At 60.4% G+C, this 14,165-nt stretch carries 10 protein-coding genes; 8 read left to right on the top strand and 2 right to left on the bottom strand.

All coding sequences use genetic code 11. From position 1 onward, the window contains the following. Positions 1 to 81: 81 nt before the first annotated feature. The 8 genes from Q7C33_RS03095 (at position 82) to Q7C33_RS03130 (ending at position 10,532) form a co-directional block, all read left to right on the top strand. Positions 82 to 771: an ABC transporter permease gene (locus Q7C33_RS03095; protein WP_407682856.1), complete on the top strand. Its 690-nt coding sequence runs from the start codon at positions 82 to 84 to the stop codon at positions 769 to 771. 24 nt (positions 772 to 795) lie between these two features. Beyond that, positions 796 to 1,698: a glycine betaine ABC transporter substrate-binding protein gene (locus tag Q7C33_RS03100; protein ID WP_030139813.1), complete on the top strand. Its 903-nt coding sequence runs from the start codon at positions 796 to 798 to the stop codon at positions 1,696 to 1,698. 15 nt (positions 1,699 to 1,713) lie between these two features. Further along, a complete protein-coding gene (locus tag Q7C33_RS03105) occupies positions 1,714 to 2,367 on the top strand; it encodes an ABC transporter permease (RefSeq protein ID WP_030139812.1) in 654 nt (217 codons plus the stop codon). Then, entirely contained in the window at positions 2,364 to 3,521 is a 1,158-nt protein-coding gene (locus Q7C33_RS03110) for an osmoprotectant ABC transporter ATP-binding protein OsmV (RefSeq protein ID WP_198797779.1), read from the top strand. Before Q7C33_RS03105 ends, Q7C33_RS03110 begins: the two co-directional genes overlap by 4 nt. A 540-nt stretch (positions 3,522 to 4,061) precedes the next feature. Further along, a complete protein-coding gene (locus tag Q7C33_RS03115) occupies positions 4,062 to 5,225 on the top strand; it encodes a type III PLP-dependent enzyme (protein ID WP_030139810.1) in 1,164 nt (387 codons plus the stop codon). Between the two features lie 224 nt (positions 5,226 to 5,449). Then, a complete protein-coding gene (locus Q7C33_RS03120) occupies positions 5,450 to 6,313 on the top strand; it encodes a hypothetical protein (RefSeq protein WP_407682812.1) in 864 nt (287 codons plus the stop codon). Positions 6,314 to 6,386: 73 nt separating this feature from the next. Beyond that, a complete protein-coding gene (locus Q7C33_RS03125) occupies positions 6,387 to 7,727 on the top strand; it encodes an alpha-xenorhabdolysin family binary toxin subunit B (protein ID WP_407682813.1) in 1,341 nt (446 codons plus the stop codon). 279 nt (positions 7,728 to 8,006) lie between these two features. Beyond that, complete coding sequence (locus Q7C33_RS03130) at positions 8,007 to 10,532, top strand: PepSY domain-containing protein (RefSeq protein ID WP_407682814.1); 2,526 nt, start codon at positions 8,007 to 8,009, stop codon at positions 10,530 to 10,532. A 144-nt stretch (positions 10,533 to 10,676) separates the two neighbouring features. Here the strand turns inward: Q7C33_RS03130 and Q7C33_RS03135 are convergent, their stop codons facing one another. Both Q7C33_RS03135 and Q7C33_RS03140 read right to left on the bottom strand, forming a co-directional pair. Then, positions 10,677 to 12,218, bottom strand: a complete 1,542-nt coding sequence (locus Q7C33_RS03135; RefSeq protein ID WP_407682815.1) for an alkaline phosphatase D family protein — start codon at positions 12,216 to 12,218, stop codon at positions 10,677 to 10,679. 193 nt (positions 12,219 to 12,411) lie between these two features. Next, positions 12,412 to 14,157, bottom strand: coding sequence for a PTS fructose-like transporter subunit IIB (locus tag Q7C33_RS03140; protein WP_030139806.1), 1,746 nt, complete (start codon positions 14,155 to 14,157; stop codon positions 12,412 to 12,414). Positions 14,158 to 14,165: the final 8 nt, after the last annotated feature.

A 14,165-nucleotide genomic window follows, 5' to 3' on the forward strand; every position in this document is an offset into this window, starting at 1 on the left:
AGGGTCTGCCGCCCGGGAAAGCGTGCGCCGACTGAAAGACAAAGGAGTCCGCCTGTGGCTATCCGCTATGGCAAAGGGCTTATGGGGGGTGCGGTCGTCGTCGCCCTTCTTGCCCTGTTGGTCCACTGGATCGGCATCGATACGATCCAACGTTACCGCGACGATCTGCTGTTCTACCTGCAAGCGCACCTGATGCTTGTCCTGGCCTCCATGTTGGCGGCCCTGATTGTCGGCATCCCCGCTGGCATCTTCCTCAGCCGCCCCGGCATGGTCGGGCGCGCCGAACGCTTCATGCAAGTGTTCAACATCGGCAATACCGTGCCGCCCCTGGCCGTATTGGCCATCGCCCTCGGCGTCCTGGGCATTGGCAGCGGTCCCGCCATCTTCGCGCTGTTCCTCGCCTCGCTGCTGCCCATCGTGCGCAACACCTATGAAGGCCTGAAAAACGTCCAGGGCTCCCTCAAGGAAGCCGCCGTCGGCATCGGCATGACCCCGCGCCAAGTGCTGTGGAAAGTCGAATTGCCCAACGCCGTGCCGATCATCATCGGCGGCGTGCGCGTGGCCCTGGCGATCAACGTCGGCACAGCCCCGCTGGCATTTTTGATCGGCGCCAACAGCCTCGGCAGCCTGATCTTTCCTGGCATTGCCTTGAACAACCAGCCGCAATTGCTGCTCGGCGCCGCTTGCACCGCCCTGCTCGCGTTGCTGCTCGACGGCCTGGTGACACTGGCCAGCCGCCTCTGGCTGGAACGCGGTCTGCGACCGTCCTGAGCCTGGCTGGATAAAGGAATCGTTATGAAGAAGTTGAGCTTGATCCTGGGCTGCCTGCTGCTGTTCGCAGGGGTTGCCCAAGCCGCAGAAAAACCGCTGATCCGCCTCGGCGCCCGGGTGTTCACCGAGCAGACCTTGCTGGCGGAAATCACCGCGCAATACCTGCGCAATAAAGGCTATGACGCGCAAATCACTGGCGGACTGGGCAGTAACCTGGCCCGTAGCGCCCATGAAACCGGGCAACTGGATTTGCTTTGGGAATACACAGGCGTGTCATTGGTGGCCTACAACCATGTCACCGAGAAACTCGACAGCGCCCAGTCCTATGCCCGAGTAAAAGAACTCGACGCGAAAAAAGGCCTGGTCTGGCTGACGCCGTCGAAATTCAGCAACACCTACGCCTTGGCCTTGCCGGAAAAAGTCGCGAAGAAATACCCGCAGATCAGTTCCATCAGCCAGTTGAACACGGTGTTGCAGGCCGAGGCCGACGAGAACCATCTGGTGGCCCTGGACACCGAGTTCGCCAATCGCTCCGACGGTCTGGCCGGCATGGTCGAGCAGTACGGCATGAACCTGACCCGCAAGAACATCCGCCAGATGGACGCGGGCCTGGTCTACACCGCGCTGCGCAACAGCCAGGTATTCGCCGGCTTGGTCTACACCACCGATGGGCGCTTGAACGCTTTCAAGCTGAAGCTGCTGGAAGATGACAAGCATTACTTCCCCGACTACACCGCCGCGCCCGTGGTGCGCCAGGCGTTCCTCGACGCGCACCCGCAACTGGCCGCGCAGCTCAAGCCGCTGGCCGAGCTGTTCGACGACGAAACCATGCGCCAGCTCAACGCTCGCGTGGACGTCGATCATGAAAGCCCTTCCGCCGTTGCCGCCGATTTCCTGCGCCAGCATTCACTGCTCTCAACCCAATGACCTGGAGGAAAAGCCATGGATTTTCTTGACGCCTTTTCCCATCTGGACTGGCCGCTGGTGCTGCACCTGACCTGGCAGCACATCACCCTGGTGGGCATCGCCGTGACCCTGGCAATTGTCATCGGTGTGCCGCTGGGCATTTTCATGACCCGCTTCCCGGCCCTCGCCGGCCCGTTGCAGGCCAGCGCCACGGTGCTGCTGACGATTCCGTCGATCGCCCTGTTCGGCCTGCTGTTGCCGTTCTACTCCAAATTCGGCCAGGGCCTGGGGCCGATGCCAGCGATTACCGCGGTGTTTCTCTATTCGTTGTTGCCAATCATGCGCAACACCTACCTGGCCCTGACCGGCGTCGAACCGGGCATTCGTGAAGCCGCCCGCGGCATCGGCATGACCTTCGGCCAGCGCCTGCGCATGGTCGAACTGCCCATCGCCGTGCCGGTGATCCTGGCCGGCGTGCGCACCGCCGTGGTCATGAACATCGGTGTCATGACCATCGCCGCCACCATCGGCGCCGGTGGCCTGGGTGTGCTCATCCTCGCTTCCATCAGCCGCAGCGACATGTCGATGCTGATCGTCGGCGCCGTGCTGGTCAGCCTCCTGGCCATCTTCGCCGACCTGCTTCTGCAATGGCTGCAACGCTCGCTGACTCCTAAAGGACTCCTCAAATGATCGAACTTCAAAACCTCAGCAAAACCTTCAAGAGCAACGGCAAGGATGTGAAAGCCGTGGACTCGGTGAACCTGACCGTCAACGAAGGCGAGATCTGCGTGTTCCTCGGGCCGTCGGGCTGTGGCAAGAGCACCACGCTGAAGATGATCAACCGGCTGATCCCGCCGACTTCGGGCAAGGTCTTGATCAACGGCGAAGACACCACCGGCCTCGACGAAGTGACCCTGCGCCGCAACATCGGCTACGTGATCCAGCAGATCGGTCTGTTCCCGAACATGACCATCGAGGAAAACATCACCGTCGTCCCGCGCCTGCTCGGCTGGGATAAACAGAAGTGCCACGACCGCGCCCGCGAATTGATGAGCATGATCAAGCTCGAACCCAAGCAATACCTGCACCGCTACCCGCGTGAATTATCGGGTGGCCAGCAGCAACGGATCGGTGTGATCCGCGCCTTGGCGGCCGATGCGCCGCTGTTGCTGATGGACGAACCGTTCGGCGCGGTCGACCCGATCAACCGCGAGATGATCCAGAACGAGTTCTTCGAGATGCAACGGGCGCTGAACAAGACCGTGATCATGGTCAGCCACGACATCGACGAGGCCATCAAGCTGGGGGACAAGATCGCGATCTTCCGCGCCGGCAAGCTGGTCCAGTGCGATCACCCGGACACGTTGCTGGCGCACCCGGCCGACGAGTTCGTCAGCAACTTCGTCGGCCAGGACAGCACGCTCAAGCGCCTGCTGCTGGTCAAGGCCGAAGACGCGGCGGACAACGCCCCGTCGGTCAGCCCCGAAACGCCGGTGAGCGAGGCGCTGGAGTTGATGGACGAACATGACCGGCGCTACGTGGTGGTCACCTGTGCCGAGAACAAGGCCCTGGGGTATGTGCGTCGTCGCGACCTGCACCGTCAGACCGGTACCTGCGGACAATTCCTGCGGGAATTCAACGCCACCGCAGCCTACGACGAGCACCTGCGGATCCTGCTGTCGCGCATGTACGAGTTCAATCGCTCGTGGCTGCCGGTGCTGGACGCCGAGCGGGTGTTCCTGGGCGAAGTGACCCAGGAATCGATTGCCGAGTACTTGAGCTCCGGCAAGTCCCGTGGGGGCAAGACCAGTATTGTTTCGCCGGCTGAGACTGCCTCAGTCTGACCAAGCACGGCTGCTTTTTGTGGCGAGGGAGCTTGCTTGTGGCGAGGGGATTTATCCCCGTTGGACTGCGAAGCAGTCCTGAGACCCGCCACTGCGGTGTGTCAGGTTTAGAGCATTTCAGCCTTTGGGGCTGCTGCGCAGCCCAGCGGGGATAAATCCCCTCGCCACAAAAGCAACGCACATTGCGCCAACTCGAAAACCGATCCAAGGGAACATCAACCTGTCACACCGGTCGGTTACATCATGGGCTGTCGCGCGCCGCACGACGGAGACGTGCAAAAACGCGACATTTTTAGTTGATCTCAGGCCCCTCACGCCCTAAAGTTCGCGCCGAACGTCCATGCTGGAAACGATCCATCCGGCTCAAGTACTGACGACGAGACAGCAAGGCCAAGGGCATCATGCATCCCGTGGCCTTTTTGCTTTCGGCGACATGCCTTGGGAAGTAGGCGAACCAAAGTGGGGATACGGAGGACGTTCGCGGGGGCAGCTTGCCCTCAAACCCATTGATCCTGATGTTTGCCAGTAGGAGTCCCAAGTATGTCGATCCAGGTCGAAGATTATTTCGCGCGCGAAACTTTCCAGAAAATGAAAGCGTTCGCCGACAAGCAGGAAACCCCGTTCGTGGTGATCGACACCGCGATGATCGCCCAGGCCTATGACGACCTGCGTGCCGGTTTCGAATTCGCCAAGGTCTACTACGCCGTCAAGGCCAACCCGGCGGTGGAAATCATCGACCTGCTCAAGGAAAAAGGTTCGAACTTCGACATTGCCTCGATCTACGAGCTGGACAAGGTCATGAGCCGTGGCGTCGGCCCGGAGCAGATCAGCTACGGCAACACCATCAAGAAATCCAAGGACATCCGTTACTTCTACGAGAAGGGCGTGCGCCTGTACGCCACCGACTCCGAAGCCGACCTGCGCAACATCGCCAAGGCCGCGCCGGGTTCGAAAGTCTATGTGCGGATCCTTACCGAAGGCTCGACCACCGCTGACTGGCCGTTGTCGCGCAAGTTTGGCTGCCAGACCGACATGGCCATGGACCTGCTGATCCTGGCCCGCGACCTGGGCCTGGTGCCGTACGGCATCTCGTTCCACGTCGGCTCGCAACAGCGCGACATCAGCGTCTGGGACGCTGCCATCGCCAAGGTCAAGGTGATCTTCGAGCGTTTGAAAGAAGAAGACGGCATCGTCTTGAAGCTGATCAACATGGGCGGCGGCTTCCCGGCCAACTACATCACCCGCACCAACAGCCTGGAAACCTATGCCGAGGAAATCATCCGTTTCCTCAAGGAAGACTTCGGCGACGACTTGCCGGAAATCATCCTGGAGCCGGGCCGTTCGTTGATCGCCAACGCTGGGATCCTGGTCAGCGAAGTGGTGCTGGTGGCGCGCAAGTCCCGCACCGCCGTCGAGCGTTGGGTGTACACGGACGTGGGCAAGTTCTCCGGCCTGATCGAAACCATGGACGAAGCCATCAAGTTCCCGATCTGGACCGAGAAGAAAGGCGAGATGGAAGAAGTGGTCATCGCCGGCCCGACCTGCGACAGCGCCGACATCATGTACGAAAACTACAAGTACGGTTTGCCGTTGAACCTGGCCATTGGTGATCGCCTGTACTGGCTGTCGACCGGTGCCTACACCACCAGCTACAGCGCCGTGGAATTCAATGGGTTTCCGCCGTTGAAGTCGTACTACGTGTAAATACCGTAAAACAAAAAAGGCCCGATTCCACGGGCCTTTTTTTATGCCTGTCACAAACACCCGCACAGGTAGTTGACACTTCAAACGCGGCGTTAATGCTCAATCCCCATCGACGCGCCACTACGTTACAGGTCGCAAACCTTTTTTACTTAACTTCACCGGAAGTCCCCACTAACCTCCCACCCACGGCATGATGCCGCGACGCAATAAAAAAGGAATTTTATATGTCAACCCTTGACGACACCCCTATCGCTTCCAGGGCGTTCAATACGTTAACAACACAATTCATGGGTGCTGTTTCCGGGACGCTTCCCGGGGTCGAACGAGAAAAAGGCCTATTGGTCACTCACGACGACATCAGAAATATTAAACGCTACATAATGCGAGGCTTGGCGTTGCCGACGAACGCAGCAGAAATAGAGCAGATCTATAAATACGACCAACTCAATGTCAATGGTCTTCGCTCTGCCGATATGCAAGTCCTGTACACGTCAATAAAAGACCATTCCGAAACCTGGTCGAAAATTGAAGCAGGCATGAAAACAGTCGGCTCGGACCTCCACGTATTCGCTGACAATCTGATCTTTATCAGCAACGAAATTATTCAATATCTTAATACGATACCCAGCTTTATTTCCGGCGCCGGAAAAATCGGCCACCTGTCGCCCGAGGAGATAGAAAACCTTCCGGAAATACAGCTGACGCCCGAGGAGCTGCCAAGATCCTATAACTTGCCGGGGCTGACCGACCAACTTAAAGAGTTGATCGAGGAACGCAGCAAGAGCACTCATACTGTAAAGGCTCAAATCACCCGGTTCAAAGACGCTATTAACCACTCGATAAAACCTGCCCTGGATCTGAAACTGGCGTTGATCAATAGTCAGGATTTCGGCGAGGATACAATAAGACAAAACGAGCGGCTCCTGGTGCTAAGCGAGCGAATAAAGGGCCGGCAGGCTGAGATCGAGAGTTATTCCAAGAAAAAATGGTGGGGCTGGTCGGAGGCCTGCCTGGCCTGGTCGTTACCACCACGGTCTTCGGCAAAAAGCCCAGAGGGCCCGCCGGTACCAGCAAGAGTTAATAGATGAACGGCGAACTATCGAGGAAACGCTCCGAACCAATCATAAGCTCTTGGCGTATTTAAACTCACTCGAAACAGATATGCATGAGCTGAAAGCTCGCGTGGAAAGCGCCGCCGGCAGTTCCTCGAACCTCGAAAGCCTGTGGGAACTTATCCAGACTTATATCGATACTTCCTGCAGCCGGGTGAACGGCGTGACAAATGCAATGTACCTGGTCTCCTTTGCCGCTCGGCTCAGCACCATGGCGTATAACTGGACGCGCATCAAAGAACAAGCGCATGATTTATTGACGGCTTTCAACAACGCCACCAATGAAACTTTATCCCTCGGCCCCTTTAAACCCACGCCCCTGCAAACTCTCTCTCTCAGTTCAGCGCTCCTGCCCCTCACTTTCGAGAATTACGCAATGTCCCGCACTCACTCCATTGAGACCGAAACCGGTTATACCTTACCGGATATTAAAGAGATCCAGGCTTACCGCGCCCAACTCAATCACAAGATCAGTATGTTGAGCAATCTATACATTCCGGCCCTCGCTGAGGAATTCACTGCACTTCGCAAAGCGCTCAGCAACACCGACGACCAAGCGAAACGCGCCGCTACTCAGATTCCCGTTGCGTTGCAAGCGAACCAAATAGTGCGGTTACACGGCGTGATTGAAAAGCTTCGGGAAAACCCCACACCCGAAGAGCAAGAAGCTATTGAAAGTTTCAGCCAGGAAATCAAGCAACTCATCGACGACGCCTTGTCTGAAACAGATAAACACGTGGTCGCACTCGATAAAAGCCTGACGAGCCTGAACGCTGTCACGCTCAGCGACAATGAGCACCGGACCCGAGAACTGGACGACACTATCAACAAGACCGAGTTACGGGCGGGCAATGAACAAACGACGATACGACGCCTGGTTGTACAAGAAACGAAACTGAACGAGAGCATCAAGCTGCTCGAATCGACCAATGGCTTTTCGCTAATCAAGCATCTGCTGCTTACGGCCGGTACCCTTGGCTTAATGAGTCTATCCCCGCCACAACTCAAGCTCATTCGACAGGGTGTAGACGTGGCAGGCAAACTGCTTGGCCTCGTCGTCGGCAGCGTCAAATATGACAACCTGATCGAAGCCAGGCACCAACTACAAATACAGTTGGATCGGCATCGCGAGACGTCGGCGCTCACCCAGAAAGAGCTCGGTGTGCTCAGGAATCGCCACCAACTGCTGGTCGAAGCACAATCGGTTCAACCGTTAAGAGAAGCTTATAGCAACGAAATCAGCCAACTGTCCGGCTCCATCGGCCACTTTCTGAACCTCAACAACCATGGCACCTCCGCAGAGCTCGAGACCGTTATCCTGACATTCCTGAGGGAATCAGCGGTCCTTGCCGATCATTTGAATAGCTTTCGCCAGGAATGGCGCCGTTAAATAAACGCTTAAAAAAGCGAGCGGAAACAACTGTACTTCGCTGTCCAATCCGGCCCCGAACGATCCTTGGAACGGCGCGATTTCCCGCAACTACGCTAGCACTGACACCACCAGCGTCACGCGTGCGCTCTTCCCTCGCCACAAAGGAACGCTGCAGGCCAAAAAAGCCCCGCTCATGCAAATGATCGGGGCTTTTAGGTGTGTTTATGAATGGTTCTCGATAACACACGGCATAATGCACGCCGTGACGAACAATCTTGAATGAACAAGGCGAGCAACGTGTTTAAAAAAACCCTGTTCCAGTTGCATTGGTTTTTCGGCGTCAGCGCCGGGCTGGTCCTGGCGTTGATGGGCATTACCGGTGCGGTGGTGTCGTTTCAGGACGAGATTCTGCGGGCGCTGAACCCGCAGGTGCTGACGGTTGAAAAGCAACCGGCGGGCGTCCTGCCGCCCGCTGAACTGGTGGAACAGATCGAAGCCGCGTCCGGCGAGACCGTCAACATGCTCTGGGTCGACACTGATAGCGGCAATGCCGCACGGGTGATCTTCACGGCTCCGCCCGGAGAGAAACGCGGGCCGATGCGTTATTTCAATCCCTACAACGCACAGTTCATGGGCGATGTGGTGGGCCAGGACTTCTTTGGCCTGGTGCTGCGCCTGCACCGCGTCCTGACCCTGGACGACGTGGGCCGGCAGATCACCGGTGCCTGCACGCTGATCCTGATTTTTTTCTGCCTGTCCGGGCTGTACCTGCGTTGGCCGCGACAATGGAAAAACTGGCGCGCCTGGCTGACCCTCGATTGGGCCAAGAAAGGTCGCAGTTTCAACTGGGACTTGCACTCGGTGGCGGGCACCTGGTGCCTGGTGTTCTACCTCCTGGCCGCCCTGACCGGGCTGACCTGGTCCTACGACTGGTACAACAAGGGCGTGACTCGCCTGCTCTCCGATTCGCCCAAGGATGAGCGCGTGCGCAACCGCGACCCCGTGCCAAACGGCCCGGCGCCGATCGCCGATTATCGGGCGATGTGGAGCAGCATCTACAGCGCCGCCGGTCCCGACCTGTCGGCCTATAACGTGCGCATGCCGCCGGTAGCCGGGCAACCGGCGACCGTCTTCTATCTGTTGAAAAACTCGCCCCATGACCGCGCACTGAATCAACTCATCCTCGACCCGGCCACTGGCGCTATCAGCCGTCACAGCCGCTACAGCGACAAGAGTCTCAAGGCCCAATTGCTGACGAGCATCTACGCGCTGCATGTCGGCAGTTATTTCGGGTTGGTCGGCCGGATCCTCATGACGGTTGCCGCGCTGGCCATGCCGTTGTTTTTCATCACCGGCTGGCTGCTGTACCTGGACCGCCGACGCAAGAAGCGCCAGGTCCGCCAGGCTCGCCAGGCATTGGCCGAACGCCCTGGTGATGCCCCGGCATGGTTGATCGGCTTCGCCAGCCAAAGCGGATTCGCTGAGCAATTGGCCTGGCAGACTGCCGGCCAACTCCAGGCCGCCGGGCTGCCGGTAAAGGTCCAGCCACTGGCTGGCGTCAGTGAGCAGGATTTGAACAGCGCCACCCGCGCGCTCTTTGTCGTCAGTACGTTTGGCGACGGTGAAGGCCCCGACAGCGTTCGTGGTTTCGAACGCAAGGTGCTGGGCCAGGCCCTGAGCCTGGAGCGGCTGCAATATTCGGTACTGGGCCTGGGCGACCGCCAATACGAGAACTTCTGCGGCTTCGCCCGGCGCCTGCATGCCTGGCTGGCGGAGCACGGCGGCAAGACGCTGTTTGCGCCGGTGGAAGTGGACAGCGGCGACCCCTATGCCTTGCGGCACTGGCAGCAACAACTGGCCGAACTGACCGGCCACGCCCCGGCGGACGCCTGGCAGCCGCCAAGTTTCCAGAACTGGACGCTCGGCCAACGCACCCTGCTCAACCCCGACAGCAGCGGCTCGGGGGTGTATTTGCTGGGCCTCACCGCCCCCGGCCCGAGCAGTTGGCTGGCCGGCGACCTGGTGGAAATCCTGCCGCGCAATGATGCGTGGGCTATCGAACACTTCCTTGATGGCCTCGGCCTCTCCGGCCACGCTCGCGTGCAAATCGATGGTTTGTCCCAGAGCCTTGATCAAGCCCTGGCGACCCGCCAACTGCCAGAAAGCCGCGCCCATTTGGTAGGCCTGCATGCCCAGGCACTGGTGGAAGCACTGGCGCCGCTGGGGACGCGCGAATATTCCATCGCGTCGATCCCGGCCGACGGCGTACTGGAGTTGATCGTGCGCCAGGAACGTCATGCCGATGGCCGCCTGGGCGTCGGTTCCGGCTGGCTCACCGAACACGCGCCGCTGGACAGCGCCATCAGCCTGCGAGTGCGCCGCAACAGCAGCTTCCATTTGCCGCCCCAGGGCGTGCCAATGATCCTGCTGGGCAACGGCACCGGCCTGGCCGGCCTGCGCAGCTTGCTCAAGGCCCGCGTTGCCGAGGGCATGCAGCGCAATTGGCTGCTGTTTGGCGAGCGCAACCGCGAGCATGATTTCCACTGCCGCGATGAGCTGCAGGAATGGGTGACCTCCGGCGACCTGGAGCGCCTGGACCTGGCCTTTTCACGGGATCAGGAAGCGAAAATCTACGTCCAGGATCGCCTGCTGGAATCCGCGGCACTGCTCAAGCAGTGGCTGGCCGATGGCGCGGCGATCTATGTGTGCGGCAGCCTGCAAGGGATGGCGTCAGGGGTGGATCATGTGCTCAATCTGGTGCTGGGCCGCGAGGAAGTGGAAAAGCTGGTCGAGCAAGGGCGATATCGGCGGGATGTGTACTGACGTAGCGCTTATCCAGAATTCAATGAAATCCCTGTGGGAGCGAGCTTGCTCGCGATAGCGAATGGTCAGTCAACACTTCCTTGACTGACACACCGCTATCGCGAGCAAGCTCGCTCCCACATGGGTTCTGTAGTGGCCTCTGATTCAAACCGGCTGCAACTTCTTCTCGAACACCGCCACGCCTTCCAGGTCCCGCAGCACTACGCTCATTTCGCCACTCTGCCCGTCGATGTTCACCTCGCCAAAGAACTGATAGCCGGCAAACGGCGAGGTGTTCTGGGCCGGAGGGGCTTTCTGGAACACCACCTCGGGGCCGAAGGTCTTGTCCAGGGCATTAGGCCCGAAGCTGCCGGCGTTCAATGGCCCGGCGACGAATTCCCAGAACGGTTCGAAATCCTGGAACGCGGCCTGTTCGGGGTGGTAGTGATGGGCGGCGCAATAGTGGACATCGGCGGTCAGCCAGACGTAGTTGCGCACCTGATGCTTGCGCAGGTAACCGAGCAGTTCGGCGATCTCCACTTCACGGCCCTGGGCCTCGCCCGGGTCACCGTTGGCGACCGCTTCCCAACGCGGCACGCCGGGGCTGACCTCGTCATCCGGCACACCCAGGCCGATGGGCATGTCGGCGGCGATGACTTTCCACTGGGCGCGGGATTGCTTCAGCTCGCGCTTGAGCCAATCCAACTGTTCACGGCCAAGAAACGGTTTCGCCGCGCCGAGGTTGGCGTCGTTGGCTTCGCGGTAGCTGCGCATGTCCAGCACGAACACATCCAGCATCGGCCCGTAACCGAGCTTGCGGTAGATGCGTCCGCCGCCATCGGCCTTCTGCAGGCGCATGGGCGCGTATTCCAACCAGGCTTGCCGTGCACGACCGACCAGGCTGTGGATGTCCTTGGTCTGGTAGCGCTCGTCCAGTTGCTTGCCCGGCGACCAGTTGTTGACCACTTCGTGGTCGTCCCACTGCCAGATCTGCGGCACTTCGGCATTGAAGCGACGCACGTTTTCATCCATCAGGTTGTAGCGGTAGTTACCGCGATATTCGTCCAGCGTCTCGGCGACCTTGCTCTTGGCTTCGGTGGTGAGGTTGCGCCAGATGCGCCCGCCCTCGGTGGTGAGCTGCGCCGGCACCGGCCCGTCGGCGTAGATCGTATCGCCGCTGTGGATAAAAAAATCCGGCAGGCGCAGGCGCATGGCTTCGTAGATGCGCATGCCGCCGATGTCCGGATTGATGCCGAAGCCCTGGCCGACGGTGTCGCCGCTCCAGACAAAACGGATGTTGCGCTTGAACTGCGGCACGCTGCGCAAATGCCCGAGCCAGGGCTCGCTGGCCACACCGCTCTGGGCGTCCTCGAAATGCACGCGGTAGAAAATCGCCTGGTCGGGCGGCAGGCCGGTGAGCTCGACCCGGGCGGTGAAATCGCTGCGGCTGTCGGCCAGCGCCGAGACAAAGCGCCGGGGGTTGGAAAACTGGCTGCGGGTGTCCCACTCCACCACCATCCGCGCCGGACGGTCGCTGCGACTCCAGATCATCGCGCGATCGCCCTGCAAGTCGCCCGACTGCACACCTTCGGTCAGCACGGGCCGGTCCTTGACCGAGGCGATCACCGCCGGGGCCAGCCCGGGCAGCAATAAACCGGCGCCTACGGCTTGCATCACACGGCGACGGCCCAGGTCGAATTCGCTCATGGTGTTCTCCCTTGAAATGGGAAAACTTAAGCATGGCCGTGTGAAGTGGGTGTGACAGGGATTTTAGGCCGGCCCCAAAACCAACTGTGGGAGCGGGCTTGCTCGCGAAGACGGTGTGTCAGTCAACGAAAATGTTGTCTGACACACCGTCTTCGCGAGCAAGCCCGCTCCCACAGGTAGGGTATGACTTAAATCAGGCCTTCGCCGGCTCCAACGCCATTTCCACCACTTCCGGCCGCTTGAGCAGCGCATACGCCACGCCCGTCAACAGCGCGCCCGCCACGATCGCCAGCAAGTACAACAGCGCATGGTTGATGGCGTTGGGGATCAGCATCACGAACAACCCGCCGTGCGGTGCCATGAGCTTGCAGCCGAAGTACATCGACAGCGCCCCGGTCAGCGCGCCGCCGGCAATGCTGGCCGGGATCACCCGCAACGGGTCCTTGGCCGCGAATGGGATCGCGCCTTCGGAGATGAAGCACAGCCCCAGCACCAACGCCGCCTTACCGGCCTCGCGCTCGGTCTGGGCGAATTTGCGCCGGGCCAGGAAGGTGGCGATGCCCAAGCCAATGGGCGGTACCATCCCGGCGGCCATCGTCGCGGCCATTGGCGCGTAACTCTGGGAAGCCAGCAGCCCCACCGAGAACGCATAGGCTGCCTTGTTGATCGGCCCGCCGAGGTCGACGCACATCATTGCCCCCAACAGCACACCCAGCAGGATCGCGTTGGTGGTGCCCATGCTATCGAGGAAGTGGGTCAGCCCTTCGAGCATGCCCGCCACCGGCTTGCCGACGATGTAGATCATCACCAGGCCAGTGAACAGACTCGCCAGCAACGGAATGATCAGGATCGGCTTGAGCGCCTCCAGGCTCTGGGGCAGCCGCGCGTAACGGTTGATCGCCTTGGCGGCGTAGCCAGCGAGGAAGCCGGCGATGATCCCGCCAATGAACCCGGCGCCCAGGGTGCTGGCGAGCAGTCCGCCGATCATGCCGGGGGCCAGGCCCGGCCGGTCGGCGATGGAATAGGCGATGTAGCCGGCCAGCAGCGGCACCATCAACTTGAACGCGGTGTCGCCGCCGATCTGCATCAGCGCCGCCGCCAGGGTGCCGGGCTCCTTGAAGGCGGTGATGCCGAACACGAACGACAAGGCAATCATCAGGCCGCCCGCCACCACCATCGGCAGCATGAACGACACGCCCGTCAGCAAGTGTTTGTAGACGCCGCTTTTTTCCGCCTTCGCCGGCCCCGTGGAGGCGCCGCTCGCGGCACTTTCCTGCCGGCCTTCGGCCAAGGCTTTTTTCAGCGTGGCTTCGGCCTGCTTCAACGCAATACCGGTGCCGCAGCGGTAGATTTTCTTGCCGGCGAAACGCTCGGTGGCGACTTCAATGTCAGTCGCCAGCAAGACCACGTCGGCCTCGGCAATTGCCTCGGGGCTCAACGGATTTCGGGCACCCACCGAACCCTGGGTTTCGATCTTCAGGTCATAACCCAGGCGTGCCGCGGCCTGTTGCAAGGCTTCGGCGGCCATGAAGGTGTGGGCGACGCCGGTCGGGCACGCGGTAATGGCAACCAGGCGCGGAGCACGTTCGGTCGATGGCGCAGGCTCTTCGGCGAGCACGTCGGCCTCGCCCAGCACCTCGGCCTCTTCGGCACCGCGACGCAGTACGGCGTCAACGTCCTGTAGGGCCAGGGCCGGGGTGCTGCGGAACACCCGCTTGCCGACGAACCGCGACAGGTCCACCGGGCCGCTGGTGACCAGCAACACCCACTCGGCCGACTCCAGAGTCGCGGCTGACAATTGGCGTTCAGGATGGGCCGCGTCATGGACTTCGACACTGGTGCTCCAACCCTGGCGCTGCGCTGCCGCGTCCAGCAGGCGGGCACACAACACACTGGTGACCATGCCGTTCGGGCAGGCCGTCACAATGGCTAGTTTCATTCTTGCGA

Origin of the sequence: Pseudomonas sp. BP11-1-1, from assembly GCF_052112105.1 — a bacterium.
Lineage (GTDB): Bacteria > Pseudomonadota > Gammaproteobacteria > Pseudomonadales > Pseudomonadaceae > Aquipseudomonas > Aquipseudomonas alvandae.